At 60.3% G+C, this 25,589-nt stretch carries 31 protein-coding genes; 13 read left to right on the top strand and 18 right to left on the bottom strand.

Features of this window, described 5'->3' with window-relative positions; genetic code table 11:
- Positions 1-24: 24 nt before the first annotated feature.
- The 4 genes from AB8B33_RS02760 (at position 25) to AB8B33_RS02745 (ending at position 4,521) form a co-directional block, all read left to right on the top strand.
- Positions 25-639, top strand: coding sequence for a GNAT family N-acetyltransferase (locus AB8B33_RS02760; protein WP_113323094.1), 615 nt, complete (start codon positions 25-27; stop codon positions 637-639).
- Positions 636-3,548 (top strand): EAL domain-containing protein, encoded by a 2,913-nt coding sequence (locus AB8B33_RS02755; RefSeq protein ID WP_439014272.1) that lies wholly within the window; start codon positions 636-638, stop codon positions 3,546-3,548. The genes AB8B33_RS02760 and AB8B33_RS02755 overlap by 4 nt, the downstream gene beginning before the upstream one ends.
- A 134-nt stretch (positions 3,549-3,682) precedes the next feature.
- Complete coding sequence (locus tag AB8B33_RS02750; protein ID WP_113323092.1) at positions 3,683-4,108, top strand: hypothetical protein; 426 nt, start codon at positions 3,683-3,685, stop codon at positions 4,106-4,108.
- Between the two features lie 104 nt (positions 4,109-4,212).
- On the top strand, positions 4,213-4,521 hold the full coding sequence (locus AB8B33_RS02745; protein WP_113323091.1) for a Dabb family protein: 309 nt from the start codon (positions 4,213-4,215) through the stop codon (positions 4,519-4,521).
- Between the two features lie 12 nt (positions 4,522-4,533).
- Here AB8B33_RS02745 and AB8B33_RS02740 read toward each other — a convergent pair whose 3' ends face one another.
- From AB8B33_RS02740 to AB8B33_RS02715, 6 genes are all read right to left on the bottom strand, one after another.
- Positions 4,534-5,433 carry a metal ABC transporter solute-binding protein, Zn/Mn family gene (locus tag AB8B33_RS02740; protein ID WP_439014271.1) on the bottom strand — a complete coding sequence of 300 codons (900 nt, stop codon included), beginning with the start codon at positions 5,431-5,433 and terminating at the stop codon, positions 4,534-4,536.
- A 15-nt stretch (positions 5,434-5,448) separates the two neighbouring features.
- Entirely contained in the window at positions 5,449-6,321 is an 873-nt protein-coding gene (locus AB8B33_RS02735) for a metal ABC transporter permease (RefSeq protein ID WP_439014270.1), read from the bottom strand.
- A complete protein-coding gene (locus AB8B33_RS02730) occupies positions 6,318-7,058 on the bottom strand; it encodes a metal ABC transporter ATP-binding protein (protein ID WP_439014269.1) in 741 nt (246 codons plus the stop codon). Before AB8B33_RS02730 ends, AB8B33_RS02735 begins: the two co-directional genes overlap by 4 nt.
- Positions 7,055-7,183 (bottom strand): hypothetical protein, encoded by a 129-nt coding sequence (locus tag AB8B33_RS02725; RefSeq protein ID WP_439014268.1) that lies wholly within the window; start codon positions 7,181-7,183, stop codon positions 7,055-7,057. The genes AB8B33_RS02730 and AB8B33_RS02725 overlap by 4 nt, the downstream gene beginning before the upstream one ends.
- Before the next feature lie 181 nt (positions 7,184-7,364).
- Positions 7,365-7,850: a peroxiredoxin gene (locus AB8B33_RS02720; protein ID WP_439014267.1), complete on the bottom strand. Its 486-nt coding sequence runs from the start codon at positions 7,848-7,850 to the stop codon at positions 7,365-7,367.
- Positions 7,851-7,920: 70 nt separating this feature from the next.
- Entirely contained in the window at positions 7,921-8,760 is an 840-nt protein-coding gene (locus AB8B33_RS02715; RefSeq protein WP_439014266.1) for a protein-disulfide reductase DsbD domain-containing protein, read from the bottom strand.
- A gap of 141 nt (positions 8,761-8,901) precedes the next feature.
- Here AB8B33_RS02715 and AB8B33_RS02710 point away from each other — a divergent pair, with 141 nt between their 5' ends.
- The 3 genes from AB8B33_RS02710 (at position 8,902) to AB8B33_RS02700 (ending at position 10,951) form a co-directional block, all read left to right on the top strand.
- Positions 8,902-9,507: a YqgE/AlgH family protein gene (locus AB8B33_RS02710; RefSeq protein ID WP_007818010.1), complete on the top strand. Its 606-nt coding sequence runs from the start codon at positions 8,902-8,904 to the stop codon at positions 9,505-9,507.
- Between the two features lie 89 nt (positions 9,508-9,596).
- The gene (locus AB8B33_RS02705; protein WP_037105617.1) at positions 9,597-9,788 is read left to right on the top strand and encodes a CsbD family protein; all 192 of its coding nucleotides are present in this window, start codon (positions 9,597-9,599) and stop codon (positions 9,786-9,788) included.
- A gap of 86 nt (positions 9,789-9,874) precedes the next feature.
- A complete protein-coding gene (locus tag AB8B33_RS02700; protein WP_439014265.1) occupies positions 9,875-10,951 on the top strand; it encodes a zinc-binding metallopeptidase family protein in 1,077 nt (358 codons plus the stop codon).
- Here the strand turns inward: AB8B33_RS02700 and rnhA are convergent, their stop codons facing one another.
- The 5 genes from rnhA to AB8B33_RS02675 form a co-directional block, all read right to left on the bottom strand.
- On the bottom strand, positions 10,952-11,404 hold the full coding sequence (rnhA, locus tag AB8B33_RS02695) for a ribonuclease HI (RefSeq protein ID WP_113323084.1): 453 nt from the start codon (positions 11,402-11,404) through the stop codon (positions 10,952-10,954).
- Positions 11,401-12,366, bottom strand: coding sequence for a homoserine kinase (locus AB8B33_RS02690; RefSeq protein WP_113323083.1), 966 nt, complete (start codon positions 12,364-12,366; stop codon positions 11,401-11,403). Before AB8B33_RS02690 ends, rnhA begins: the two co-directional genes overlap by 4 nt.
- A 64-nt stretch (positions 12,367-12,430) precedes the next feature.
- Positions 12,431-13,435, bottom strand: a complete 1,005-nt coding sequence (gene ispH / locus AB8B33_RS02685) for a 4-hydroxy-3-methylbut-2-enyl diphosphate reductase (RefSeq protein WP_113323082.1) — start codon at positions 13,433-13,435, stop codon at positions 12,431-12,433.
- Between the two features lie 61 nt (positions 13,436-13,496).
- Positions 13,497-14,249: an SURF1 family protein gene (locus tag AB8B33_RS02680; RefSeq protein ID WP_113323081.1), complete on the bottom strand. Its 753-nt coding sequence runs from the start codon at positions 14,247-14,249 to the stop codon at positions 13,497-13,499.
- Positions 14,242-14,622, bottom strand: a complete 381-nt coding sequence (locus AB8B33_RS02675) for a DUF983 domain-containing protein (protein WP_007817996.1) — start codon at positions 14,620-14,622, stop codon at positions 14,242-14,244. Before AB8B33_RS02675 ends, AB8B33_RS02680 begins: the two co-directional genes overlap by 8 nt.
- A gap of 126 nt (positions 14,623-14,748) precedes the next feature.
- Here AB8B33_RS02675 and AB8B33_RS02670 point away from each other — a divergent pair, with 126 nt between their 5' ends.
- Both AB8B33_RS02670 and AB8B33_RS02665 read left to right on the top strand, forming a co-directional pair.
- Positions 14,749-15,390, top strand: a complete 642-nt coding sequence (locus AB8B33_RS02670) for a chloramphenicol phosphotransferase CPT family protein (protein WP_439014264.1) — start codon at positions 14,749-14,751, stop codon at positions 15,388-15,390.
- 205 nt (positions 15,391-15,595) lie between these two features.
- Positions 15,596-16,207, top strand: a complete 612-nt coding sequence (locus AB8B33_RS02665; protein WP_439014263.1) for a GNAT family N-acetyltransferase — start codon at positions 15,596-15,598, stop codon at positions 16,205-16,207.
- 127 nt (positions 16,208-16,334) lie between these two features.
- Here AB8B33_RS02665 and AB8B33_RS02660 read toward each other — a convergent pair whose 3' ends face one another.
- From AB8B33_RS02660 to coxB, 6 genes are all read right to left on the bottom strand, one after another.
- Positions 16,335-17,213: a cytochrome c oxidase subunit 3 gene (locus tag AB8B33_RS02660; RefSeq protein ID WP_113323078.1), complete on the bottom strand. Its 879-nt coding sequence runs from the start codon at positions 17,211-17,213 to the stop codon at positions 16,335-16,337.
- Between the two features lie 57 nt (positions 17,214-17,270).
- Complete coding sequence (locus tag AB8B33_RS02655) at positions 17,271-17,876, bottom strand: cytochrome c oxidase assembly protein (RefSeq protein WP_113323077.1); 606 nt, start codon at positions 17,874-17,876, stop codon at positions 17,271-17,273.
- A 4-nt stretch (positions 17,877-17,880) separates the two neighbouring features.
- On the bottom strand, positions 17,881-18,018 hold the full coding sequence (locus AB8B33_RS02650; protein ID WP_007817987.1) for a hypothetical protein: 138 nt from the start codon (positions 18,016-18,018) through the stop codon (positions 17,881-17,883).
- Positions 18,018-18,974: a heme o synthase gene (locus AB8B33_RS02645; protein ID WP_037105949.1), complete on the bottom strand. Its 957-nt coding sequence runs from the start codon at positions 18,972-18,974 to the stop codon at positions 18,018-18,020. Before AB8B33_RS02645 ends, AB8B33_RS02650 begins: the two co-directional genes overlap by 1 nt.
- A 65-nt stretch (positions 18,975-19,039) precedes the next feature.
- Positions 19,040-20,743 carry a cytochrome c oxidase subunit I gene (gene ctaD / locus AB8B33_RS02640; RefSeq protein ID WP_007817983.1) on the bottom strand — a complete coding sequence of 568 codons (1,704 nt, stop codon included), beginning with the start codon at positions 20,741-20,743 and terminating at the stop codon, positions 19,040-19,042.
- A gap of 16 nt (positions 20,744-20,759) precedes the next feature.
- On the bottom strand, positions 20,760-21,653 hold the full coding sequence (gene coxB, locus AB8B33_RS02635; protein ID WP_113323075.1) for a cytochrome c oxidase subunit II: 894 nt from the start codon (positions 21,651-21,653) through the stop codon (positions 20,760-20,762).
- 314 nt (positions 21,654-21,967) lie between these two features.
- Here coxB and AB8B33_RS02630 point away from each other — a divergent pair, with 314 nt between their 5' ends.
- From AB8B33_RS02630 to AB8B33_RS02615, 4 genes are all read left to right on the top strand, one after another.
- Positions 21,968-22,630: an invasion associated locus B family protein gene (locus AB8B33_RS02630; protein ID WP_439014262.1), complete on the top strand. Its 663-nt coding sequence runs from the start codon at positions 21,968-21,970 to the stop codon at positions 22,628-22,630.
- Positions 22,631-22,711: 81 nt separating this feature from the next.
- Positions 22,712-24,127: a metalloprotease TldD gene (gene tldD, locus AB8B33_RS02625; protein ID WP_439014261.1), complete on the top strand. Its 1,416-nt coding sequence runs from the start codon at positions 22,712-22,714 to the stop codon at positions 24,125-24,127.
- Between the two features lie 12 nt (positions 24,128-24,139).
- Positions 24,140-24,628, top strand: a complete 489-nt coding sequence (locus AB8B33_RS02620; RefSeq protein WP_439014260.1) for a GNAT family N-acetyltransferase — start codon at positions 24,140-24,142, stop codon at positions 24,626-24,628.
- Positions 24,629-24,670: 42 nt separating this feature from the next.
- Positions 24,671-25,297 carry a hypothetical protein gene (locus AB8B33_RS02615; protein ID WP_439014259.1) on the top strand — a complete coding sequence of 209 codons (627 nt, stop codon included), beginning with the start codon at positions 24,671-24,673 and terminating at the stop codon, positions 25,295-25,297.
- On the opposite strand, the gene AB8B33_RS02610 is transcribed toward AB8B33_RS02615, so the two are convergent.
- A complete protein-coding gene (locus tag AB8B33_RS02610; RefSeq protein WP_439014258.1) occupies positions 25,278-25,586 on the bottom strand; it encodes a pyrophosphatase in 309 nt (102 codons plus the stop codon). The genes AB8B33_RS02615 and AB8B33_RS02610 overlap by 20 nt on opposite strands.
- Positions 25,587-25,589 lie beyond the last annotated feature (3 nt).

Here is a 25,589-nt window from a genome sequence, read left to right as displayed (position 1 = left end):
CATACGTTGCGCCGGGGGTTATCGATGCCAAAATCGGTTTTTCGGTTCCTTTCGCGACAGCCTGAAGCGGTCGAACTCGAGAACGATAAATATGTCCTGCGCCTGCCGCGCTACCAGGATTTCAACCAGTGGCACCGGCTTCGCGCCGACAGCCGCCGCTTTCTGGAACCCTGGGAGCCGACCTGGCGGCGCGACGAGCTGACCGAAGGCTCGTTTCGCGCCCGCGTCATCCGCGGCAAGCAGGAATATGCCTCCGGGCAGGCGATCCCGCTCTTCATTTTTCTGAGAAAGGATATGACGCTCGTCGGCGGCATCACCATCGGCTATATCCGCCGGGGGGCCGCCCAAAGCTGCATGATCGGCTACTGGATGGGCGAGCGTTATGCCGGCCAGGGACATATGTTCGCCGCACTTCAATTGGTTATTCCCTATATCTTCACAGGGCTTGAGTTGCACCGTATCGAAGCAGCCTGTATTCCAGACAACGCACGGAGCATTCGCCTGCTTGAGAAAGCCGGGTTCCAGCGGGAAGGCTACCTGCGCGGATATTTGAAGATCAACGGTCAGTGGCATGATCACGTGATGTTTTCACGCTTAGCCACCGACGCGGATACAGGCAGGAAACCCAACAGCCGATGAACAAAGACCGCATGCTGCTGACGTCACCGTCCGGACGAGTGATCGCGGTGATCGCAGCCCTTCTCCTGTCGGTGTTCGCCCTTGCGGCGGGAACCGTGCAGGCGGCCGAACCGGTTAAGATTTCCCGCGACGATACTGCGCTGGACCTGACTGCCACGACTGAAATCTACGCCAACCAGGGCGAGGCCTTCCAGGTTTCCACCGCGGCCGGCGCCGATGGTATCCGCCGGCGTATCGAAGTGCGCGCAAGTTCGGAAAACCATCAGGGCGACTGGGCAGTCTTTGCGCTCGCCAATGTTTCGGAAGAACAGCTTGAGCGCGTCATCGTCGCGCCGCACTTCCGTCTCGTCAATTCCAAGCTGTTCTGGCCCGATCTCGGCTCGCAGCGCATTATTGCGATCACGCCGAGCGAAGGTTTTGCGCTCGACCGCCAGCCGAGCGACGAGGCCGATGTCTTTCGCATCACGCTGAACCCTGGCGCCGTCATCACCTTCGTCGCCGAGCTTGCCACACCCGACCTGCCGCAGATCTATCTGTGGGAGCCGGATGCCTACAAGGACACGATCAACGCCTTCACGCTCTATCGCGGCATCGTGCTCGGCATCGCCGGCCTGCTCGCGGTCTTCCTGACGATCCTTTTCGTCGTCAAGGGAACCTCGATGCTGCCGGCGACGGCGGCGCTTGCCTGGGCAGTGCTCGGCTATATCTGCGTCGACTTCGGCTTTCTCGGAAAGCTGATCAGCGTCGCCTCTGCGGATCAACGAATATGGCGCGCCTGTGCGGAGGTGTCGCTCGCCTCCAGTTTCGTGATCTTCCTGTTTACCTATCTCAATCTCAACCGATGGCATGTGCATCTCGGCTATGCCACGCTTGCCTGGGTTCTTGGCCTCGCGCTGCTGTTTGGCGTCGCAATCTACGATCCATCGATTGCGGCTGGCATTGCTCGGCTGTCCTTCGCTCTGACGGCGGCGACCGGTCTGCTGCTGATCATCTATCTCGGCTTCAACCGCTATGACCGCGCCATCCTGCTCGTGCCGGCATGGGCGCTGACGCTCGTCTGGCTGTTCGGCGCATGGATGACGATCACCGGCCGGCTCGACAATGACATCATCCAGCCAGCACTCGGCGGTGGCCTCGTCCTCATCGTGCTGCTGATCGGCTTTACCGTCATGCAGCACGCCTTTGCGGGCGGCGCGTTCCAGCAGGGGCTGTTCTCCGATCTCGAGCGCCAGTCGCTGGCGCTGACGGGCTCGGGCGATATGGTCTGGGACTGGGATGTGGCGCGCGATCGCGTCGTTACTATTCCCGATGTTTCCGTGAAGCTCGGGCTTTCACCGGGCACGATGCATGGTGCGGCGCGCAACTGGCTGCCGCGGCTGCATCCTGACGATCGCGACCGTTTCCGGGCGACGCTGGACGTGCTGCTGGAACATCGCCGCGGGCGGCTGAACCATGAGTTCCGCATCCGCGCCGAAGACGGTCACTTCCACTGGCTCTTGATCCGCGCCCGGCCGGTACTCGGCTCGAATGGCGAGATCATCCGCTGCGTGGGCACGATCGTCGACGTGACAGAGCAGAAGAATTCCGTCGAACGGCTGCTGCACGATGCGCTTCACGACAACCTGACGGGCCTGCCGAACCGGCAGGTGTTCATCGACCGCCTGCAGTCGGTGCTGACGCTGGCACCGGGCGGCGAGACGCTGCGCCCGACCGTCATGGTGATCGATATCGACCGCTACAAGCTGGTCAATGATTCCCTCGGTGTCGCCGCCGGTGACAATATCCTGATCGCGCTTACCCGCCGCCTGCGCCGCCTTCTGAAGCCGCAGGATACACTGGCGCGCCTTTCCGGCGACCAGTTCGGCCTCATTCTCGTTTCCGAGCATGATCCGGCCAAGGTTGCCGATTTCGCCGATGCGATGAGCAAGGCGATCATGGTGCCGATCAACTTCTCCAACCGCGAGATCATCCTGACGGCCTCCATCGGTCTCACCTCCTGGGTGGACCAGCAGGAGAGTGCGTCGGGTCTGCTCAGCGACGCCGAGCTTGCCATGTACCGGGCCAAACGCGCCGGCGGCAATCGAGTGGAACCCTTCCAGCCGGCTTTCCGTGATTTCGGCACCGATCGCCTGCAGCTCGAATCGGATCTGCGCCGCGCCATCGAGCGCAAGGAGCTTTCGATGGTTTACCAGCCGATTGCGCGGCTGGAGGACGTCGAGATCGCCGGCTTCGAGGCGCTGATGCGCTGGGAACATCCCAAGCGCGGCAATATCCCGCCGTCCGAATTCATCCCGATCGCCGAATCTTCCGACATTATCGGCGCGCTCGGCATCTTCGCGCTGGAGCAGGCGACCAACGACCTGATGGGGTGGCAGAACCAGACCGGCGAGCTGCCGATCTTCGTCTCCATCAATCTGTCGAGCGTGCAGCTTCTCAACAACGATCTTTACGACGATGTCCGTTCGGTACTGGCGAAGACCCATTGCGATCCTTCGCGGCTGAAGCTGGAACTGACGGAATCCATGGTGATGGAGAACCCGGAACAGGCTCGCCTCGTACTGCAAAAGCTGAAAGAGGCCGGCCTCGGTCTGGCGCTCGACGATTTCGGCACCGGCTATTCCTCACTCGCCTACCTGACCCGCTTCCCCTTCGACACGATCAAGCTCGACAAGGCGCTGGTGCGCGACAACAGCGACAAGAAGGCGACGATCTTGAAATCGGTGATTGCCATGGCGCGCGAGCTGGACATGAAGGTGGTGGCCGAAGGCATCGAGTCCAACGAGGATGCGATCGAACTTGCCAAGATGGGCTGCAGCTACGGCCAGAGCTATCTCTTCGGCCCGCCGATGCCGTCGGAATCGGTGCTGCGGCTGCTGAGGGAACGGTTTCCGCTGACGAAGCGGGCCTGATCCCAGAGCCTGTTTCATCGGATTTGCCGAGGAATTGGCACCTCTTGGATCGATACGGCTTTCCTTGCCTGCGGCGGCCATTGACCATTGGCCGCCGATATGCGCCTCTGCCTCAGCGCAACAAGGAAAATCCGATGCTCAAGCTTCTGCTCGCCCTCTCGATGGGCGCCTTTTGCGTCTCTCCGGTATACGCCGCCGAAATTCACCCGCCCTCGCTGAGCTGCCTGGCGGCAGCAGCGCCGGCGCGCTGCGAAAAATTGAAGGAGGATTTCACCGCCGCCTATGCGCTTGCCCACAAGGGCGATCATGGCGCGCAGGTGACTGTAGCCTTCTGCCTCTCCACTGGTTGCCGAGGTGCTGTGATCATCGACAAGGTCGCCGCTTGCAGCTGGCATATCGTCATCGCCAATTCCGGGGCAGCAACCGTCATAGACGGCTCCAATCTCAAGGATACCTGCCGGCCGATGACGGAAGAGCAGAAGGCGGCTGCACGTGCCTTGTCCCATGATCTCGTCCGCAAGATCTATAACCGTCCGGTGGCGGTGGCGGACCAGATGTAGGCTGGGTTGGCCTTCGACAGGTCTGGCGGCTGCGGGCGCGAAATATCGTTGCCCTTGTCGTTTTCGTCGCTATTCTGCCCGAAAACATAATCGGGAGGTACCTTATGATCCTGCACTGCGTATTCATGCGTCTGAAGAGCGCCATGACACCTGACGATAAGCAGGCGCTGTTCGACGCCATCGTGGCGCTGAAGCAGGTGATCCCGGGAATTCTTGACATTAAATACGGGCCGAATGTCTCGCCCGAGGGGCTGCATGGCGGTTTCGTCGACGGCTTTGCCGTGACCTTCGAAAGCCCCGAGGCTCGTGATACCTATCTCGTGCATCCCGAGCATGTGACCGTCGGCGAGCGCATCGTCTCGTCGACGGATGGAGGCCTGGCGGGCCTCCTGGTTTTCGATTTCGTTCTCTAAGATCCCGTCAGCTCAGCTCGATTTCGCCATGGCGGCGGAGAGCTGGTCGACATTGTAGCGGAACATCCTCTCGTAGGTCGGGGCCGGGCCTTTCGAGTCCGAGAGAGATTCGACGTAAAGCTCACCGCCCGGCTCGGCGCCTGTCGCAGTGGCAACCTGCTTGACGAGGCGCGGATCGTTGGAGTTTTCGAAGAAATAGGTTTTCACGTGCTCCTGCTTGATCTGCTCGATCAGCTTGGCAACGTCGGCGGCCGATGCTTCGCTTTCGGTGGAGAGGCCGAGGGGCGCCAGGAAGCTGACATTATATTCGCGGCCGAAATAACCGAAGGCATCGTGGCTGGTCAGCACGTTGCGGCGATCGTTGGCAATCTTGTCGAACTTGGAATGCGCATAGGCGTCCAGCTCGTCAAGCGTCTTCGTATATTTCTCGGCATTGGCCTTGAAGGCATCGGCATCAGCCGGATCGGCTGCGGAAAGCGCCTTCTCGATATTGGCGACCCAGACCTTCACATTGACAGGGCTGTTCCAGACATGCGGATCGGTGACGGTTTTACCATCCTCTTCCATCGTGCGGGTGTTGATGCCTTCGGACACTGTGACCGGATTTCCCTTGTAGCCGGAGGCGGTGATGAGACGGTCCATCCAGCCTTCCAGCCCCTCACCGCTGACGAAGGTAACTTTTGCAGCATTCAGCGCCTTGGCATCGGCCGGCGACGGCTCGAATTCATGGGGGTCTCCGTTCGGACCGACGAGGCTCGTGACCTTGACGTGATCGCCGCCGACCTGTCGGACGACATCAGCAAGCACGGTGAAGGACGCAACGACCTTCAGCGTTTCGGCCGAAGCCGGCACGGCCGAAAGCGTCATCAGCACGGGCAAGGCGGCGGAGAGAAGCAGTCTGCTAGGTAACATCGATGTCTCCTGTAATCAGCCCTTCAGATGCGGGCGGGGGAAGAAGCGTCGGGCAAGGCCCGACGGCGCGAAGAAGATGGAGAGGCCGTAGAGCAGCGCCGCCGTCATGATGATCGTCGGGCCAGAGGCAAGTTCGAGATGATAGGAGGCGATAAGGCCGAGATAGCCGGATGCCGCAGCACTTGCCGCCGCTGTCATCATCATGGCCGGCAGATTGCGGGACCAGAGCTGGGCGATCGCCGCCGGCAGCATCATCAGGCCGACGGCCATCAGCGTGCCAAGCGCCTGGAAGCTCGCGACAAGGTTCAGCACCACAAGCAACAGAAAGAGGAAATGATAGACCGGCCCGCACCCGCCGACGGCGCGCAGGAAGCCCGGATCAAAACATTCCGCGACCAGCGGGCGGTAGACGATCGCGAGCGCCAGCAATGTAACCGACGTGATGGCACCGATCTGCGTCAGCGCCGGCGCGTCGATGGCAAGGATCGTGCCGAAAAGCACATGCAGCAGATCGATGTTCGAACCGCGCAAAGAGACGATGAGGACACCCAGGGCCAGTGACGCCAGATAGAAGCTTGCGAAACTCGCATCCTCCTGCAGCACGGTCATACGGCTGACGACACCTGACAGTAGCGCAACGGAAAGACCTGCTACGAGACCACCAATACCCATTGCCGTCAGCGACAGCGAGCCGGCAACGAGATAGCCGACCGCAGCACCAGGCAGCACGGCATGGCTCATTGCGTCCCCCATGAGGCTCATGCGGCGAAGCATCAGGAAAACACCGATGGGGCCGGAGCCGAGACCCAGGCACAGGCAGGCGACAAGCGCCCGGCGCATGAAGCCATAATCGGCGAAAGGGGCGAAGAAGATATCGTAGGCCGTCATGCCGCCGGCTCGCAGGCTTCGGCATCCTCATCCCAGCGTTCGGCCATGGCGCGGGCCTGCAGAAGATTGGCAGATGACATGACCTCCTGCGTCGGCCCCCAGCCGATCAGCCTGCGGGCGAGCAGCAGGGTTTCCGGGAAATGTGCCCTCACCTGCTCGAAATCATGAAGCACCGCAATCACCGTCCGCCCGTCGCCATGCCAGCGGACGACAATGTCGAGCAGATCCCTCGTCGTGCGGGCATCGATGGCGGTAAAGGGTTCGTCAAGCAGGATGATACGCGCATTCTGCAGCAGCAGGCGGGCGAAGAGCACGCGCTGGAACTGGCCGGCCGAAAGCGAGCCGACATGGCGCTTTTCAAACCCTTCCAGACCGACGGTGGCGAGTGCGTCGCGGGCACATGCGGCTTCTTGTTTTGCGATGCGGCCAAAGGCACCGGCCGAACGCCAGCTTCCGAGCAGCACCGTATCCAGCACCGAGATCGGGAAACGCCTGTTGATCTCCGCCGCCTGCGGAAGATAGCCGAAATCAGTGCGTTGCAGCCGATGCTCCACCCGCCCTTCGGCAGGACGCAGCTCCCCCATGATCGCCTTCAGCAACGTGGATTTTCCCGCTCCATTCGGCCCGGCGATTGCTGTCAGGCTGCCGGGCTGGAACGTGCCGGAGAGATGATGGACAGCAGGATGACGATCATAGGAGACCGTCAGATTGTCGAGGCGAATGACTGGCGCGCTCATGGCAGGAGGATCGCCCAATGGATCGCGAGCCAGAGAAGTGCGACGATGGCGACCGCACCGCAGGCGCGCAGAAGTGCCGATTGCCCGAGGAGACTGACGGCGAAACGTTCCTGATCGGGCGGCATTCTCAATCCTTATATGTAATAACATTACCGTTATGTTATAACAATTATGGCAAGAATGAGGCGAAGCCGCTCTTGATGCAAAACGGCGGATGCCCAGCGCGACATTGACGCTTACTTCAGCGATCAAAATTAAAAAGGGCGCCAGAAGGCGCCCTTGCGTAACAACGGGAGATTTTCCGGCTTAGAGCTGTTCGAGTATCGCGGCAGCACCGGAAACCGTTGCCTGGCCGGGCGATTCCTCGACGTTGAGCGATTTCACCACCCCATCTTCGACCAGCATGGAATAGCGCTTGGAGCGGACACCAAGGCCACCGCCGGAGAGATCGGCATCGAGGCCGACTGCCTTGGTGAACCCGGCATCCCAGTCGGCGAGGAAATGAATCTTGCCGAGGCCGCCCGAAGACTGCGCCCAAGCGCCCATGACATGCCAGTCGTTGACGGCGAGAACGGCGATGTCGTCAACGCCCTTGGCGAGGATGGCATCGCGGTTTTCCAGATAGCCCGGCAGATGGTTCAGCGAACAGGTGGGCGTGAAAGCGCCGGGTACGGCGAAGAGCACGACGCGCTTGCCGGCAAAGAGCTGCTCGGTGGTGGTTTCGACCGGGCCGTCTGTGGTCTTTTCCTTGAAGGTGGCGGCAGGAAGCTTGTCGCCGATCGCGATGGTCATGGATTTTCTCCTCGGTTCTGGCTGGTTGCGGCAAGACCGCATAGGGATTGAGAGGGACTATAAGATGCGGTCAATCAAAGGCAAGCGTGGTTTCCATGGCGCGGACGCCGTCAACGATCAGTACCCCCCACTGCTTGCCCTTGATATCGTAGTTTTTCGGTAGCTTTCCGATGGCAATATCGGCGGAATAGGCCTTGCCGCTGCGCCCCACATTCATCTGCTTGGTGAAGGCGTAACCGCTCGGGCCGGTGACGATGATTTCGGGCGTTCCATTCCCTGCTTCCGGCAGAGTAACCTTCAGCGAGAGTTGCTTCAGGTCGGGTGACATCCCGTGTGCCACGACCTCGAAATCGGCAGACGGCGCTTCGGGAAGGCGGCCAGCGGCGCTCTGAAGGATCATTTCCTCCTGCGGGCGCGACTGGGCGACAGTACCAAATTTCAATGAAAGCTGCGCCTGGAACGGAATGCAGATATCCTTGCAGATGCCGATGAAAGCGGTGGCCTCGAGAACGACCGGTCCCACTTTCGAAGCCGTCAGCGATAATGGCAGGGTCACCGGTGTCTCATAGCCGATATCCTCGACCTTGCCGCTGGAGATATGTTTCGGAACGGGATAGGAAATGGCGTCCAGCGTTACACCGCTTTGCGGTGCGATGGTGATCTGCGGCGGGATGCCATTATTGCCCGGTTCACGCCAATAGGTGATCCAGCCAGGCTTCGGCTCAATCTGCAGGCCTGCCCTTATATGGCCATCAGCGTCCGGCGGCAGCGCCACGAGACGCATGCGGCCACCCTCGTTCTCCGCCCAGTCACTCATTTCCGCATGCGCCTGACGCAGCAATCCGAGCATGGACGCAGCCGAAATGACTGCAATTAATGGCGCGCGCGCGAGCAATGAAATAACTCTCATGGAACAAGGGTTTACCGAAACTTGCCAATTGCCGCCAGAAGTCCCGCCCATATAAATCTTCATTTTCAGTTGATTGATTTGTGACATTGCCCCATGTTTCTCTTGTCGGAGCCTTTGTGCGGTCTGGCGGCAGGAGGAACCATGTCCCTAGCAACGCTGAAGAACAGACGGGAACGCGGATTTTTCGACGGTCAGTTCCTGATCGCCATGCCCGGCATGGAGGATCGCAACTTCGCACGCACAGTGATTTATATCTGCGCCCATTCGGACGCAGGCGCCATGGGCTTTGTCATCAATCGCCCGCAGAGCCTGACCTTCACCGATGTCCTGCTGCATCTCGACATGATCAAGCAGGAAGATTCCATCGTGCTGCCGAAAGATGCGCGGGAGTTTCCGATCCAGACTGGTGGGCCGGTCGAGAGCGGTCGTGGTTTCGTGTTGCATTCCGACGATTATGTCAGCGATTCCTCCATCCCCGTCAGCGACGATATCTGCCTGACGGCAACGCTCGATATCGTGCGCGCCATCTCCAAGGGCGGCGGTCCCAAGCGGGCCACCATGCTGCTCGGCTATTCCTCCTGGGGTGCGGGCCAGCTCGAAAACGAGGTGGCCTCCAATGGCTGGCTCAATTGCGCGGCCAATGAGGAGTTGATCTTCGATCGCTGCCTCGATGACAAGTATGAGCGGGCGCTTGCCAGCATGGGTATCACGCCTGCCATGCTTTCGGCCGAAGCCGGCCACGCCTGACTGCATCATTCCGGAACGAAACTCGTTCACTGGCGTTTCCTGTCGGCAAACACGGATACTCCGTCCGTGATCCGAGAGGAGACATACACATGGGTAGCACTGGCGACAAGATTTCCGGCAAGGTCAACGAGATGGCCGGCAAGGCGAAGAAGACGGCCGGCAAGGCCACCGGCAACCGCGAAATGCAGGCCAAAGGCGGCATGCAGGAAGCCAAGGGCAAGGCCCAGGTCGCGAGCGGCAAGGTCAAGGACAAGCTGAAGGGCGCTGTCGACCGGCTCTAACGCCCCATCTTATTCATAGGTGCAATGCCTGTCGCATCAGTGTGCGGCGGGCATTTTCCATCATATCCTGCCTGTAGGGGGCTGCCATGAGGCTGTTTGCCTGCGACAATTGCGATCAGGTCATCCATTTCGACAACAGGCAGTGCGTGCGCTGCAACCATCGCCTCGGCTTCTTCGCGCGCGATCTTTCCATGCATGCGCTGGAATCGCGCGACGAGACGAACTGGCAGCTCGTCTCCGATCCGAACCGGCTTGTGCAGTTCTGTGCCAATGCGGGCCTCGACATCTGCAACTGGCTGGTCGATGACAACAATGATTTTTGCATCGCCTGCCGACATAACCGGCTGGTGCCGAATACCGACACGCAAGATGGGATCGACCGCTGGCGCCGCATCAGCCAGGCGCAGCGCCACCTCTTCTATTCGCTACTGCGCTGGAACTTGCCGCATCCCAACCGGCGGGAAGACCCGCAAGGCGGCCTCGTTTTCGATTTTCTCGAAGACACCGTGCAGAATGACGGCAATGTCGTACCGGCCATCACCGGCCATGAGGACGGGCTGATCGCGATCCGCGCAGCGGAAGCAGACGATGTGACCCGCGAGCAGGCGCGCATGGCGATGGATGAACCCTATCGCACGCTGCTCGGCCATTTCCGCCACGAGACCGGGCACTTCGTCTGGAACAAGCTGGTCCGCGATCGCAATGGATTCGACGAGTTCCGCGCAGTCTTCGGCGATGAGCGGCAGGACTATGGCGCCGCATTACAGGATCGCTATGCCAATGGGCCAGTTGCAGGCTGGCAGGAGACCTTCATCAGCGCCTATGCCTCCGTTCACCCTTGGGAAGACTTCGCAGAATGCTTCGCGCACTACCTGCACATCGTCGATACGCTGGAAACGGCGCGTGGCTTCGGCATCGCGATCGATCCGCGCGGGCATGAAGAGATCGCTGGTGAAGTGGATTTCAATCCCTATCGGGCACAGAGCGTCGAACAGCTCGTCGGCGCCTGGGTGCCACTCAGCCTTGCGATCAACGCGATCCAGCGCAGCATGGGACAGCCGGATTCCTATCCCTTCGTGCTGTCACCGCCTGTCGTGACAAAGCTCGAATATATGCACCGGCTGATACGGAATGCTACGGCAGAGCAGCGGCAGGCGGCCTGATCAGCCTGCCTTCTTGCTCTTCTTGAAAGGCTCCATACCCTTGCGGGCGAGCTCATCAGCACGCTCGTTTTCGGGGTGGCCGGCGTGGCCTTTGACCCAATGGAGCGTCACCTTGTGCCGGTTGCGGGCCTCTTCCAGCGCCTGCCAGAGTTCGGCATTCTTCACCGGCTTATTGTCCGATGTCCTCCAGCCGTTCTTTTTCCAGCCGAAGATCCATTTGGAAATGCCGTCTTTCACATAGGCGCTGTCGGTATAGAGATCGACCTCGCAGGGCTCCTTCAGGGCAGTCAGTGCGGAAATGGCAGCCAGGAGCTCCATGCGATTGTTGGTGGTTTCAGCCTCGCCACCGGAGAGTTCCCTCTCGACCTCGCCGTAGCGCAGCACAGCGCCCCACCCGCCGGGGCCGGGGTTACCGGAGCATGCCCCGTCGGTGAAGATATCGATGTGCTTCATAGGCTCAGTCCATATTCGGCGGGCGAGGAAATCTGGCGGTGGAAGCGCAGCTTGCGCAGATATTCCAGCGGATCCTTCTTGGTGACCATCGCGCCCTCGGGCGTTGTCAGCCAGTCGTAGAGTCGGGTCAGGAAGAAGCGCAGCGCCGAGCCACGGGAGAGAACCGGCAGAGCTTTAATCTCCGCCTCGCTCAGCGGCCGCACGCTCTGGTACCCTTCCAGCATCTGCATGCCCTTGGTGATGTTGTAGGCGCCGTCCTTCTCGAAGCACCAGGCATTGAGGCAGATCGAAACGTCATAGGCGAGCAGATCGTTGCAGGCGAAATAGAAATCGATGAGGCCCGAGAGCTCGTCGCCGAGGAAGAAGACGTTGTCAGGGAAAAGATCGGCGTGGATGACACCAGCCGGCAAATCCTTCGGCCAATAGGCCCGCAGGAAATTGAGATCACTGCGGATCTCGTTCTGCAGTCCGGGCTCGACCTCGTCGGCGCGTGCCTCGGATTTGTCCCAGAGCGTCTGCCAGCCTTCCAGCGACAAGGCATTTGGCCGCGTCAGTGCAAAACCTTCACCAGCAACATGCATCTGCGCCAGCGCCTTGCCGACTTCGCGGCAGTGTTTGGCTTCCGGCTTTCTGAGCCACATGCCTTCAAGGAAGGAGATGAGTGCGGCGGGACGGCCCGACAGAGTGCCGAGCAGCGCGCCGTCCTTGCGCGGCAGCGGCAGTGGGCAGGACAGGCCGCCGGCAGACAGATGCTGCATCAGGCCGAGGAAGAAGGGCAGATCGCTCTTTTCCACCCGCTTCTCGTAAAGCGTCAGGATGAGCGGCGCCTTGGATGTGTGCAGCAGGAAATTGGAATTCTCCACGCCTTCCGCGATGCCCTTGTAAGAGAGCAGCGTACCGGCATCATATTCGGTGAGAAACCATTTCAGATCGTCTTCGGCGATATCGGTATAAACTGCCAAGGTGGGTATCTCACTGTAGAAGCGGTGTCATCAGGTAGGCAGGACGGAGGGTGGGCCCCTCACCTCATTCCCCGTTCACGAATGCCATGTCAGCCGTCGTCAATTCAAGGCTGCGCAGTTCGCGATTGACGAGGAAGTGCTCGTTTTCCTGCACGGTTTCGGCAAGCTCGACGCGGGCATCGAAGCGTGTGCGGAAGGCCTCGATGATCTCGTTGACGATCACTTCCGGGGCGGAAGCACCGGCGGACAGGCCGAGCGTGGCAATCGGGCCGATCTCATCCCAGTCGAGCTCTGAAGCACGCTGCACGAGGATCGACTTCTTCGCGCCTGCCCGGAGTGCCACTTCGACGAGCCGCTTGGAATTGGACGAATTCGGCGCGCCGACAATGATGAACAGATCGCAGCCGGGGGCTGCTTCCTTCACCACTTCCTGGCGGTTGGTCGTGGCATAGCAGATGGAATCAGCGGCCGGAGCCTGTAGCTTGGGGAAGCGCTCTTCCAGCCGTTTGATGACGCCGGCGGTGTCGTCGACCGAAAGCGTCGTCTGCGTGACATAGCCGAGATTATCGGGATCGACCGGCTGATAAACGTCCGCATCCTCGACAGTTTCGATGAGCGAAACAGTGCCTTCGGGCAACTGACCCATGGTGCCGATCACTTCGGGATGGCCGGCGTGGCCGATCAGGACGACATGGCGGCCGAGGCGATTATGGCGCATCGCCTGCTTGTGGACCTTGGAGACCAGCGGACAGGTTGCGTCGAGATAGAACAGGTTGCGGGCATTCGCATCCTCGGGCACGGATTTCGGCACGCCATGAGCGGAAAAGACGACCGGCTGGGCACGATGTTCCGCCGGGATCTCGTCAAGCTCCTCGACGAAGACCGCTCCCTTGGCTTCCAACCCTTCCACGACATAGCGGTTATGGACGATCTCGTGGCGGACATATACAGGCGCGCCGTAAGCCTTCAGCGCCAGCACGACGATCTGGATCGCCCGATCGACGCCGGCGCAGAAGCCGCGCGGACCGCAGAGCCTGATCGTCAACGGAGGTTTTGCCGCAATGTTCATAACATACCCAGGTTAAGCTTCAGGGACCTCTAACCCAATATGGGTCGGAATTGAAGCGATACTATTGCGCTGCACCCTTGCGGGGACGGAACCAGGAGATGGCGACGACAACGAGCAGCACCGCAGCCAGCCCGTACCAGGTGAAAGCATATTGCAGATGGTCGTTCGGCAGATCGACCTGCGTGACGCCGCCGATCGGAAAGCCCGCCGGGTTGGGCGTGGAATCGGCATCGAGGAAGAAGGGTAAGACATCAGCCTTGTCGAGGTCGACGCTCGACGCCATCACATCAAGATCTTTCCAGTAGAAGATATTCTTCGCCACGTCGTTGTCAGGCACGAGCGAGGAGGGTTTGCCGGGGAGTTTGGCACGCGCGAGGCCGGTTACCGTCTGCTGGTCCGTCAACTGGCCCTGCATCCGCATTTCCGGCTCCTTGTTCTCATAGGGAACGAAGCCTCTGTTGACGAAGAGGTAGCGCCCATCCGCGAGCTGCAGCGGCGTATAGATGTAATAGCCGGTCTGGCCACGCCAGGTGGCGAAGAAATGGCGCTCCTTGTTGTTGATGTAGCGGCCGGTGGCCGTGACCGTGCGATACTCGATGTCGCCGCCCTGAGCGGCCATGGCCTCGATATCGGCAAGCGGAACCGGGGCTGCGGCTCGGCGCTCGGCTATATCGGCGAGCAGGCCTTCCTTCCAGTGAAGACGCTCCACCTGCCAGGTGCCGAGCGAGATCAGGATGGCGAGCGCAATGAGAACGGTTATGCCGGTAAACACCGGCAGCTTGCGGCGCGGGGCCGGACTCTCGATGTCAGTCACTCAGGCGTCCCTCGCGGGCATTATGGCGATATTGCATGGCGATGAGGATGCCCTTGCACCAGCGCAACGCCAGCAGGGAGAGTATGATTGTGAGCGGAGCAAAGAGCAGAATGTGAACCCAGATCGGTGGCGCATAATTGACCTGCAGCCAGAGCACCGAACCGATGATGATGAAGCCGACGATGAGGATAACGAAGACGGCGGGACCATCGCCTGCATCGGCGAAGGAATAATCCAGCCCGCAGGCGGCGCAGTTCGGTTTCAGGCCGAGCACGCCATCGAAGAGCTGCCCATGACCGCAGCGCGGGCAGCATCCCTTGATGCCGGTCTTGACCGGATCGACCGGTGGAAATTGTGCGCTATCTTCGTTCATGCCGATCTCCATGCAGGCGGCTTTTCGTCGTCTGCCTTAACTCTCCCATAAAGTATTCGCATCCCGAATGGAAATACCTGCGCGATTTCGCCTCAGCGATTCGCGCCAAACAGAAGAAGAAGACTGATGACCAACGACAGCCATGCCGGACAGATCATTATCCTGAACGGCGCGCCGCGAAGCGGCAAATCCAGCATTGCACGCGCAATCCAGGAAGAATTCGAGGGGCCGTGGATCAACCTCGGCGTCGATACCTATAATTCCATGACGCCAAAGCGCTACCTGCCCGGTATCGGATTGAGGCCCGGCGGCGAGCGGCCGGATCTCGAAGAACTCGTGCCGTTCCTCTATGCAGCGCTTTATGAATCGATCGCCATCCATGCCGGATTGGGGCTCAACGTCGTCGCCGACCTCGGCCACCACGACAGCTACTCGCAGCCACTCGGCATCCTCGGCGACTGCGCCAGACGACTGGACGGTTTTCCCGTGCTGTTCGTCGGCGTCAGATGTCCGATCGAGACGATCATGCAGCGGCGGGAAATCGCGGAGGAAGGGCGTGAGACCCTCTACCTGCGCGCCACCGGGGAGGCACCCGTGCCGGAACCAGTACAGCGCTGGCAGGACGAGGTGCATCGCCCCGGCCTCTACGACATGGAGGTTGATACATCCGTGCTGACGGCGCTCGAATGCGCCGAGGCGATCCGCCATCAGCTGGACCTCGGCATTCCCGAGCCTTCGGCCTTCGAGAGGCTGGCTGGCCAACGGTAAGACGAAGAGCAGCAGTTAAGACAAAGAGGCTTGGGATTAAATGACAGCCTGCCCCTACTGACAGACTGTCGTCAGCAAGGGTATAGCTTTGCTGAATTCATGACGGGATGAAGATGTCGGGATCCGCGATATTACATCGATCCCGACAGCAATAAACTTCAGGCTGTCTGCTACGCGACCGACTGAGATACCTTTGAGAGGCGGAATGCCTGATACGTTTGATATCCACCCACTGACGGCCGATCGTTGGGCCGATCTTGAAGACCTTTTTGGTCCATTGCGCGGAGCCAATTCGGGATGCTGGTGCATGTGGCCTCGCATCAAGGGCGCTGACTACAAGGCAATGGAGAGAACTGGCCGGAAAGATGCTTTCCGGGCGATAGTGGAGGCTGGGCCGCCACCGGGGCTGATTGCATATCATCGCGGGACAGCGGTCGGTTGGTGTGCGATCGGCCCTCGGCCTGGCTTCTCACGCTTTCAAGAGGCAAAAACTTCACGGCCGCTGGAAGATGTGAGTGAGCCTGATGCTTCGAGTGTCTATGCCATCACGTGCTTTTTCATTCGCACAGGCTACCGCCGGCAAGGCCTTATGCGGCATCTTGCCAGTGCCGCCGTTGAATTCGCGATAGCCAATAATGCGGTTGCAGTTGACGCCTGCGCCATCGATCCCGAAAAACCTCTGACGTGGGGGGAGGGTTTTGTCGGTATCGCCTCGGTATTTACGAAGCTTGGATTCTCGGAGATCGCGCGCCGATCTCCGAGACGACCGTTGATGCGGCTCAAACTTTCCGAGCGTGAATGCTCCGAAGTTCGCTAGATTAAACTCCTGTCGCAAAAACCGCAAAAGTCGGAGTTTCGCGCCGATACTTGCGACAAGGAGTATTCCACTTTCGGTTAGGCGGGTCAGTGAGCACCCGCCTTTTTTGATTTCTATCCGGTCTCGATCAGCCTGCCGCAACCGGTGCGCCCCAGCCGCCCCAGACGTAGATGCAGAAGAACAGGAACAGCCAGACGACGTCGACGAAGTGCCAGTACCAGGCGGCCGCCTCGAAGCCGAAGTGCTGCTTCGGCGTAAAGTCACCGCGCAACGCACGAAGGAGGCAGACCAGCAGGAAGATGGTGCCGACCAGAACGTGGAAGCCGTGGAAACCGGTGGCCATGAAGAAGGTCGCGCCGTAGATCGAGTTGCGGAACTCGAACGGAGCATGGGCATATTCATAGGCCTGGACGGAGGAGAAGAGCACGCCGAGCAGGACCGTCAGCGTCAGGCCCTGGATAAGGCCCTTGCGGTCGTTGTGCAGCAGAGCGTGGTGAGCCCAGGTGACCGTCGTGCCCGAGAGCAGCAGGATGACGGTGTTGTAGATCGGCAGGTGCCAGGGATCGAGAACCTCGATGCCCTTCGGCGGCCAGACACCGCCGGTATAGGCAAGGCGCGAAGCCTGGATGGCCTCGTGCGGAAAGAGGCTGGCGTCGAAATAGGCCCAGAACCAAGCGACGAAGAACATCACTTCCGAAGCGATGAACATGATCATGCCATAGCGCAGGTGCAGCGACACGACGCGTGTATGGGCGCCCTCATGGGCTTCCTTCACGGTGTCAGACCACCAGCCGTACATGACGTAGAAAACGACAGCCAGCCCGATGAAGAAGAGCCACGGATGCGCCCATTCGATACCGAAAACATGCAGCGAGCCGCCGTTCAGGTAGCGCATGTAGCCGACGCCGCCAAAGGCCATCAGGAATGCGCCGAGCGAGGCCAGTATCGGCCACGGGCTCGGAGCTATGATGTGATAGTCGTGATTCTTCTGATGAGCATCGGCCATGTCAGATCCCCGGTGTCTTCCTTCTCCGCTTCCGGCACGGCCGGAAACACTCCTCAATCAAAGTTTCTTTTCAGCCTGTCCCGTTCCATCCTCATTCGAAGCCACCGGCTTCGGACCCTCTTTAGGATAGAACGTGTATGACAGCGTGACCGTGTGAATGCTTTTCGATTCAGCGGCCTTGGTAATCTCCGGATCGATGTAGAACACGACCGGCATTTCAAGCTTCTCGCCCGGCTTCAGGTCCGTTTCATTAAAGCAGAAACATTGCACCTTGTTGAAATAGGCGCCCGCCTCGCCCGGCGTCACGTTGAAGATCGCCTGGCCGCGCTGGGTTTCGTTGGAACGGTTTTCGGCGATGAAATTGACCTGGATGGTCTCGCCGATCTTCGGATTGACCTCGCGCTCGACCGGCTTGAATTCCCATTGCAGGCCGGGAGCGACGTTGGCGTCGAAGGTGACACGCATCGTACGGTCGAGAATGACGCTGGAAACCTGATCAACACGCTGTGTCGTGCCGTTATAGCCGGTCACCTGGCAGAAGAGCCGATAGAGCGGCACGGCGGCATAGCTTGCCGCGCCCATACCGACGACGAAGCTCAGGCACATGAAGACGACGGCAGCGTTGTTGCGCGGCTTCTTCGGTGTGTTGACGGCGTCGCTCATCTCATCAGCCTCCATGTCCGAGGAACTTGACGATGGTGATGACGTAAAAAAGGATTACCAGACCGGCGAGCACGACGCCGAGCGCAATGTTGCGATTGCGGCGCGACTTGCGTTGCGCTTCAGTAAGCTTGACCAATTCCATCAGAACGAGCCTCCTGCATACGAGGCCAGCATGGCGACCAGCCGGTCGAGCATCAGCGCGGAGAACACGGCGAAGAGATAGAAGATCGAGAAGCCGAACAGCTTCTTCGCCGGGATCATCTTGAGATCGCCGTCGGGCATGCGCCAGACGGCGATGGAACAGTATATGAAGACCGCACCGAGTGCCGCGGCCACCACGCCATAACCGACACTGGCAAAGCCGAGGAAGGTCGGCAGCACCGCGCATATGGCCGTCAGCACGGCATAGGCAACGATCTGGTGCTTGGTGGTGCGCTCACCGGACACGTTCGGCAGCATCGGCACGCCAACAGCTTCGTAATCTCGCATCTTGAAGAGGGCAAGCGCCCAGAAATGCGCCGGCGTCCACAGGAAGATGATGAGGAAGAGGACGGTGCTTTCGATCGTGACGGAATTCGTCACGCAGGCCCAGCCGATCATCGGCGGAAAGGCGCCGGCCGCGCCACCGATGACGATGTTCTGCGGCGTCGAGCGCTTCAGCCACATCGTGTAGATGACGGCATAGAAGAAGATGGTGAAGGCAAGGATCGAGGCCGACAGCCAATTGACCGCGAGGCCCAGGATCGTCACCGAGAAGCAGGAGAGCACGAGGCCGAAGGCCAGGGCTTCCTTGGGCTTGATGCGGCCGGCCGGGATCGGGCGCTTGGCGGTGCGGCTCATGACGGCGTCGATGTCGGCGTCATACCACATGTTCAGTGCACCCGATGCGCCTGCACCGACGGCAATGCAGAGAATGGCGATCAGGCCGAGAACGGGGTTGATGTGGTCCGGCGCCAGCACCAGGCCGGCAAAGGCCGTGAAGACCACGAGCGACATGACCCGCGGCTTCAGAAGCTCGAAATAATCGCGTGCACTGGCTTCCGACAGGCGAAAATCGCCGTCTTCAGCAAGAGCCTCGTGATTGTCGATTACCGTCATCATTCCGTCCTGAATTCCTCAATCGCCAGACGCCGCAGAGGCCTGCGGCGTCTGGATCCGGCATCTTACTTGATGCGCGGAAGCTGTTCCCACTGATGGTAGGGCGGCGGCGAAGGCAGCTGCCACTCGAGGGTCGTTGCGCCCTCACCCCACGGATTGTCACCGGCAACGCGCTTCTTGGCGAAGGCTTCCCAGACACCGACGAGGAAGATGATCACGCCGACGAAGGAGATGTAGGAGCCGATCGACGAGACATAATTCCAGCCGGCAAATGCATCCGGATAGTCGATGTAGCGGCGCGGCATGCCGGCGAGGCCGAGGAAATGCTGCGGGAAGAACACCAGGTTCACGCCGATGAACATGACCCAGAAGTGCAGCTTGCCAAGGAACTCGCTATACATGTAGCCGGTCATCTTCGGGAACCAGTAATACCAGGCAGCGAAGATGGCGAAGACGGCGCCGAGCGACAGAACGTAGTGGAAGTGAGCCACGACGTAGTAGGTGTCATGCAGCGAACGGTCGAGGCCGGCGTTTGCGAGCTGGACGCCCGTCACGCCACCGACGGTGAAGAGGAAAATGAAGCCGATCGCCCAGATCATCGGCGTGCGGAAGGTGATCGAGCCACCCCACATCGTTGCGATCCAGGAGAAGATCTTCACGCCGGTCGGAACGGCGATGACCATCGTTGCGAAGACGAAGTAGCGCTGTGCGTCGAGCGACAGGCCGACCGTGTACATGTGGTGAGCCCAGACGACGAAGCCGACGGCGCCGATCGCGACCATGGCGTAGGCCATGCCGAGGTAACCAAAGACTGGCTTCTTCGAGAAGGTCGATACGATGTGGCTGACGATGCCGAAGCCCGGCAGGATCAGGATGTAGACTTCCGGATGACCGAAGAACCAGAACAGGTGCTGGTAGAGGATCGGGTCACCGCCGCCTTCCGGCGCGAAGAAGGCTGTGCCGAAGTTACGGTCGGTCAGCACCATGGTGATGGCGCCAGCCAGAACCGGCAGCGAGAGCAGCAGCAGGAAGGCGGTGATCAGCACGGCCCAGGCAAAGAGCGGCATCTTGTGCAGCGTCATGCCGGGAGCGCGCATGTTGAGGATTGTGGTGATGAAGTTGATCGCACCGAGGATCGACGAGGCACCGGCAATGTGCAGCGAGAAGATCGCAAGGTCGACTGCCGGACCCGGCTGACCGCCGACTGCGAGCGGCGGATACATGGTCCAGCCACCGCCTGCACCGTATGCGCCGGCCGGGCCTTCGACGAACATCGAAATGACCAGCAGCAGGAAGGCCGGAACGATCAGCCAGAAGGAGATGTTGTTCAGACGCGGGAAGGCCATATCAGGCGCGCCAATCATGATCGGCACCATCCAGTTGGCAAAACCGCCGATCATCGCCGGCATGACCATGAAGAAGATCATGATCAGCGCGTGAGCGGTGGTGAAGACGTTGAACATGTGCTTGGCGCCATCGATGGCAGCATCGCCTTCGAAGCCGTAGACCATGGAGGCCAGGCCGTGGAAGATCTGGATGCCCGGCTCCTGCAGCTCCATGCGCATGGCAACGGAGAGAAGGCCGCCGACGATACCGGCGAAGATCGCGAAGATCAGGTAGAGCGTGCCGATATCCTTGTGGTTCGTGGAGAAGAACCAGCGATCGGCAAAGCTCGGCGTATGAGAGTGATCGTGATGGTCGTCATGCGCGTGAGCGTCATGAGCGTGGTGATCATGAGAATGATCGTCGTGAGCGGAAGGTCCAGCCATTGTCCCGATCCCTATCTTACTTTGCGACGTTTTCAGCGACATCAACGGTCTTTGCAGGACCATCGGCGGCGGCGATCAGTGTCTTGTAGGCGCCGGGCAAGTCACTGGCGGCCGAAGCCAGCCACTGCTTGTACTTGTCCTCGGAGACGACGCGGATGGCGATCGGCATGAACGCATGGTCCTTGCCGCAAAGCTCGGAACACTGGCCGTAGAAGAGGCCTTCGCGCTCGGCGCGGAACCAGGTTTCGTTCAGGCGGCCCGGAACGGCGTCGATCTTGACACCGAAGGACGGCATGGCGAAAGCGTGGATAACGTCGGTCGGCGCGGCGGTGACGAGAACGCGAACGGTCTTGTTGACTGGCAGCACGAGTTCGTTGTCGACGGCGAGCAGGCGCGGATAGACGGAAAGATCGGTCTTGCCCGCAGCGGCACGATCCGGCTCCTTCAGAAGATAGGAGTCGAAGGCGACAGGCGTTTCGCCCGAACCTTCATATTCATAGTTCCACTGCCACTGGGTTGCGGTCGCCTTGATTGTCACATCAGGGTTTTCCGGCAGGGTGAGCTGCGCGGTCAGCAGGGTAAAGGAAGGAATGGCGAGGAAGAGAAGTACCAAGACCGGCCCCACGGTCCAGATGACTTCGATCACCGTATTGTGGCTCGTCTTGGAGGGAACCGGGTTTGCCGAAGCACGGAACTTGAAACAGACGACCAGAAGGAGAACGAGAACAAACAGCGTGATCGGAACGATGAACCACAGCGTGTATTGTTCGAACCAGTGGATCTCCCGCATGATCGGCGTCGCTGCCGGCTGCAGGGTAGCCTGCCACGGCATCGGCTGATCGGCATATGTGCCGGAAGCAAAAAGCAGACAGACCAGCGCGGTCAGAGCTGCAAAAGCCTTCTTAATCACCTTGTAATCTCCCTCGAGCGCTGATCTGCATCAAATCGGACGCAGAATCCTTGCCATCTTCTGCGCTTCAAACCACAGTTTGGCATCCGCCGCAACAGGCAGAAGCAATTGTCTATGCGGCATATTTGCTCAAAGACTGCCTCCTCAGTCACGGCAAAACATTGCAAGCTTTTCATCAGCATACGAAAAACGCGCTTCAGGGCCAATCCGCGGGCTGCACATTCTTTTGGCGAGGTCCTATTTCTGCCGCAGTCCCCCGGTTTTCACGGGGTGGGGCTTTTCATTTTCTGTGGGCAGCTTCACAAATAGCGGCAATGATTCGATATCCAGAGGTTTTCATGGGTTTCCGTTCCCTCGCGCGGTCTTTTGTACTGACCGCGGGCATCGCGACCGCCGCGACGAGCCCCGTTTTCGCTCAGCAGACGCCGGCGCCCGCGCAGTCGCGTCCCGCCGCGCCTGCTCCGAAGCCCGCCCCGACACAGCAGCCCGCGCCGTCAACGACGCCGAACGTCGAGCAGGTGACGCCTAGCCAGGCGCAGCCACCGGCACCCGGCACGGTCCGTTCCAACCATGGCGCATGGTCCGTCGTCTGCGACAAGCCGGCGGGTGCCTCGACCGAGCAGTGTGCGCTGATGCAGAATGTCATCGCCGAAGACCGTCCGGAAGTTGGCCTGTCCGTCGTCGTCCTGAAGACGGCTGACCGCAAGTCGAAGATCCTACGCGTGCTCGCACCGCTCGGCGTGCTGCTGCCGAACGGCCTCGGCCTCAATGTCGACGGCAAGGATATCGGCCGCGCCTATTTCGTGCGCTGCTTCGCCGACGGCTGCTATGCCGAAGTCGTTCTCGAGGACGAACTGCTCAAGACCTTCCGCAGCGGTGCGCAGGCGACCTTCATTGTCTTCCAGACGCCGGAAGAAGGCATCGGCATCCCCGTAGACCTCAAGGGGTTCGCGGAAGGCTACGACGCTCTGCCCTGATTTGGCGGGGCTTGCTCGCGCAGCACAACAGACCTACATCGGCTATTGAGCATTCCCGCTCTTCTTGCGGAGCAAAAGACCATGACCACCGATCTCCTGACGCTTTTTGATGCCGACGAAGCCGCCATGCGCAAGCATGTCGCCGAGGCGCTTTCCGGCGCCGATGACGGCGAGCTCTTCATCGAGCACGCGCAGGCGGAATCGCTGACCTTCGATAACGGTCGCCTCAAGGGCGGCAGCTTCAACACTGAACAGGGTTTTGGCCTGCGCGCAGTGGCAGGTGAAGCTGTCGGCTACGCGCATGCGGGCGATCTCTCCGTCTCAGCGCTGAAACGAGCAGCCGATGCGGTCAGCGCCGTCACGCGCGGCTATTCCGGCTCTTACGCGGCAGCGCCCCAGCGCACCAACCGCAAGCTCTACACCGACGAGAACCCGATCGGTTCACCGACCTTCGAGGAGAAGGTGAAGGTGTTGGCCGATATCGATGCCTATCTGCGCGGCAAGAACGACAAGGTGCGGCAGGTCACGGCTTCGGTTGCGGCAAGCTGGCAGGTGGTCGATATCCTGCGCGCCGATGGCCATCGCGTACACGACATCCGGCCGATGACGCGTATCAACATCTCCGTCATGGTCGGCGAAGGCGACCGGCAGGAAAGCGGCTCTTATGGCCAGGGCGGGCGCATCGGTTTCGGCGATTTCATCGCGACCGGAAGCTGGCAGCACGGCGCCGACGAAGCGCTTCGGCAGGCACTCGTCAATCTCGAAGCGATCGATGCGCCGGCAGGCACGATGGATGTCGTGCTCGGCTCCGGCTGGCCTGGCGTCATGCTGCACGAGGCCGTAGGCCATGGCCTCGAAGGTGACTTCAACCGCAAGAAGACATCTGCTTTTGCGGGTCTCTTGGGCCAGATGGTGGCGGCACCGGGCGTGACCGTCGTCGACGACGGCACAATCGACAGCCGCCGCGGCTCTATCACCATCGACGACGAAGGCACGCCGTCCGCCTACAACGTGCTGATCGAAAACGGCAAGCTCGTCGGCTACATGCAGGACCGGCAGAACGCCCGGCTGATGGGCATGACGCCGACCGGCAACGGCCGTCGCCAAGGCTATGCGCATGTGCCGATGCCGCGCATGACCAACACCTATATGCTCGGCGGCGACAAGACGCCGGAAGAAATCATCTCTTCGGTCAAGAAGGGCGTCTATGCCGTCTCCTTCGGTGGCGGTCAGGTGGATATCACATCGGGCAAATTCGTCTTCGGCTGCACCGAGGCCTATCTCATCGAAAACGGCAAGATTGGCGCGCCGATCAAGGGCGCCATGCTGATCGGCAACGGCCCGGATGCGATGAAGCGTGTTTCCATGATCGGTAACGACATGAAGCTCGATACCGGCATCGGCAATTGCGGCAAGGCGGGCCAGTGGGTGCCTGTCGGCGTCGGCCAGCCGCATCTGCGCATGGATCAGGTGACCGTCGGCGGTACTCAGGCCTGAGGCGGTACTGTCATGGTCGAAATCGAGATCAGAACCTTCGCTCCTGACGATGCCGACGGCGTGATCTCGGTCATCCTACCGATCCAGCGCGAAGAATTCGACATTCATATCACTGCTGACGCGCAGCCGGACCTGCGCGTCATTCCGGACTTTTATCAGTCCGGCAAGGGCCAGTTCTGGGTCGCGGTGAAGGACGGCGCCATCGTCGGCACGCTCGGCCTCAAGGATATCGGCAATAACCAGGCGGCACTGCGCAAGATGTTCGTTGCCTCCGAGGTGCGCGGGCGCGAACACGGCGTTGCCGCCCGGCTGCTAGAAGCGCTCTTTGCCCACGCCGGCGAGGTCGGCGTGACCGACATCTTCCTCGGCACGGCGGACAAGTTTGTAGCCGCGCACCGGTTCTATGAAAAGAACGGTTTCTCCGAGATCGCCAGCAAGGACCTACCGCGAGCATTCCCGCGGATGGCCGTCGACAGCAAGTTCTATCGGCGGACAATTTAGGCTAGCCTCAAGCAATAGAACATCGAGCCGATGGGGCGTTGCTTGGCGACGGAGACATTTCTGCTGAAATTCCTGTCACCCGAGACGGGTTGCTCGGCGCATGAGATGCGCTTCGAGGCCCCGATGGAGGCAGTTGCGGCCATTCTCAACGTAGAAATGTCCGAACTGGCAGAGCATCTCTTCTACCTCGAGAAAAACGAACTGGACGGGCTGTCCTCGATGCTGGCCCTCCCCTTTCCCGAACCGTATGGTGAGGTTGTACTCACCCGGCCGCAATGGATCGATAGCGTGCCCTATCTGGTCCATACCAACTTCGAGCTCGCTCTCATGCTGGATGGCTGCAAGCCATTCAGCATGTTTTCGGACGAAGAAAGCTCGGGGATCCTGAAGGAGATCCGAGCCTACTTTCAGCCCTACGTCGATAGAGGTGTAATCATCGAACGGGTCGAGCCATTCCTTGAGGGCAAGTTTCGCCTGGTTCGCATTCTCTACGCGTTGCCGAAAGAAGAATGGCGGTTCGACGCCTATACCGAGCTGATGAGCGAAAGGCGTTGGACGGACGAAAGCGAGTATCGCCTGGGGCGTCTGCTCGGTTATACAGAAGAACAATGCCAATGGTGGATCGCGCAAGGACGTGAAGCAGGAAACGCTACTGCACCGAAGGCCTGAATTTCCATTTCCGCTCGATCGCAGCGGAGAGATCGATGTCATGGCGACGGGCGAAAAGCAGCAGGTGGCCGAGGATATCGGCGGTTTCGTCTGCGAGCTCGCGCGCCATCTCCTCAGGTGAGCGGCCTTTGGCACGGCCGCGACCGGTCAAGCGGTTCCAGGCCTGGGTCAACTCGCCCATCTCCTCCTGCAGTTTCAGCAGAAACCAGTCGGCATCACGCTCAATGTCGTTGGCGGCGGCGTAAGCGGAGGATGATGTTTCGAACTGGTCGGCGAGGCGCTGCAGCATGAC

The sequence above is a fragment of the Rhizobium sp. 768_B6_N1_8 genome (assembly GCF_051811225.1).
Taxonomy (GTDB): Bacteria; Pseudomonadota; Alphaproteobacteria; order Rhizobiales; family Rhizobiaceae; genus Rhizobium.
Note: the sequence above shows the minus strand (reverse complement) of the source record. Positions and strands in the feature narration are given on the sequence as shown.

What these genes read in the sequence shown, in the direction of transcription:
- AB8B33_RS02760 (WP_113323094.1), top strand. Translation starts at nt 25, where the DNA reads ATGCCAAAATCGGTTTTTCGGTTCCTTTCGCGACAGCCTGAAGCGGTC.
- AB8B33_RS02755 (WP_439014272.1), top strand. Translation starts at nt 636, where the DNA reads ATGAACAAAGACCGCATGCTGCTGACGTCACCGTCCGGACGAGTGATC.
- AB8B33_RS02750 (WP_113323092.1), top strand. Translation starts at nt 3,683, where the DNA reads ATGCTCAAGCTTCTGCTCGCCCTCTCGATGGGCGCCTTTTGCGTCTCT.
- AB8B33_RS02745 (WP_113323091.1), top strand. Translation starts at nt 4,213, where the DNA reads ATGATCCTGCACTGCGTATTCATGCGTCTGAAGAGCGCCATGACACCT.
- AB8B33_RS02740 (WP_439014271.1), bottom strand. Translation starts at nt 5,433, where the DNA reads ATGTTACCTAGCAGACTGCTTCTCTCCGCCGCCTTGCCCGTGCTGATG.
- AB8B33_RS02735 (WP_439014270.1), bottom strand. Translation starts at nt 6,321, where the DNA reads ATGACGGCCTACGATATCTTCTTCGCCCCTTTCGCCGATTATGGCTTC.
- AB8B33_RS02730 (WP_439014269.1), bottom strand. Translation starts at nt 7,058, where the DNA reads ATGAGCGCGCCAGTCATTCGCCTCGACAATCTGACGGTCTCCTATGAT.
- AB8B33_RS02725 (WP_439014268.1), bottom strand. Translation starts at nt 7,183, where the DNA reads ATGCCGCCCGATCAGGAACGTTTCGCCGTCAGTCTCCTCGGGCAATCG.
- AB8B33_RS02720 (WP_439014267.1), bottom strand. Translation starts at nt 7,850, where the DNA reads ATGACCATCGCGATCGGCGACAAGCTTCCTGCCGCCACCTTCAAGGAA.
- AB8B33_RS02715 (WP_439014266.1), bottom strand. Translation starts at nt 8,760, where the DNA reads ATGAGAGTTATTTCATTGCTCGCGCGCGCGCCATTAATTGCAGTCATT.
- AB8B33_RS02710 (WP_007818010.1), top strand. Translation starts at nt 8,902, where the DNA reads ATGTCCCTAGCAACGCTGAAGAACAGACGGGAACGCGGATTTTTCGAC.
- AB8B33_RS02705 (WP_037105617.1), top strand. Translation starts at nt 9,597, where the DNA reads ATGGGTAGCACTGGCGACAAGATTTCCGGCAAGGTCAACGAGATGGCC.
- AB8B33_RS02700 (WP_439014265.1), top strand. Translation starts at nt 9,875, where the DNA reads ATGAGGCTGTTTGCCTGCGACAATTGCGATCAGGTCATCCATTTCGAC.
- rnhA (WP_113323084.1), bottom strand. Translation starts at nt 11,404, where the DNA reads ATGAAGCACATCGATATCTTCACCGACGGGGCATGCTCCGGTAACCCC.
- ispH (WP_113323082.1), bottom strand. Translation starts at nt 13,435, where the DNA reads ATGAACATTGCGGCAAAACCTCCGTTGACGATCAGGCTCTGCGGTCCG.
- AB8B33_RS02675 (WP_007817996.1), bottom strand. Translation starts at nt 14,622, where the DNA reads ATGAACGAAGATAGCGCACAATTTCCACCGGTCGATCCGGTCAAGACC.
- AB8B33_RS02670 (WP_439014264.1), top strand. Translation starts at nt 14,749, where the DNA reads ATGACCAACGACAGCCATGCCGGACAGATCATTATCCTGAACGGCGCG.
- AB8B33_RS02665 (WP_439014263.1), top strand. Translation starts at nt 15,596, where the DNA reads ATGCCTGATACGTTTGATATCCACCCACTGACGGCCGATCGTTGGGCC.
- AB8B33_RS02660 (WP_113323078.1), bottom strand. Translation starts at nt 17,213, where the DNA reads ATGGCCGATGCTCATCAGAAGAATCACGACTATCACATCATAGCTCCG.
- AB8B33_RS02655 (WP_113323077.1), bottom strand. Translation starts at nt 17,876, where the DNA reads ATGAGCGACGCCGTCAACACACCGAAGAAGCCGCGCAACAACGCTGCC.
- AB8B33_RS02650 (WP_007817987.1), bottom strand. Translation starts at nt 18,018, where the DNA reads ATGGAATTGGTCAAGCTTACTGAAGCGCAACGCAAGTCGCGCCGCAAT.
- AB8B33_RS02645 (WP_037105949.1), bottom strand. Translation starts at nt 18,974, where the DNA reads ATGACGGTAATCGACAATCACGAGGCTCTTGCTGAAGACGGCGATTTT.
- ctaD (WP_007817983.1), bottom strand. Translation starts at nt 20,743, where the DNA reads ATGGCTGGACCTTCCGCTCACGACGATCATTCTCATGATCACCACGCT.
- AB8B33_RS02630 (WP_439014262.1), top strand. Translation starts at nt 21,968, where the DNA reads ATGATTCGATATCCAGAGGTTTTCATGGGTTTCCGTTCCCTCGCGCGG.
- tldD (WP_439014261.1), top strand. Translation starts at nt 22,712, where the DNA reads ATGACCACCGATCTCCTGACGCTTTTTGATGCCGACGAAGCCGCCATG.
- AB8B33_RS02620 (WP_439014260.1), top strand. Translation starts at nt 24,140, where the DNA reads ATGGTCGAAATCGAGATCAGAACCTTCGCTCCTGACGATGCCGACGGC.
- AB8B33_RS02610 (WP_439014258.1), bottom strand. Translation starts at nt 25,586, where the DNA reads ATGCTGCAGCGCCTCGCCGACCAGTTCGAAACATCATCCTCCGCTTAC.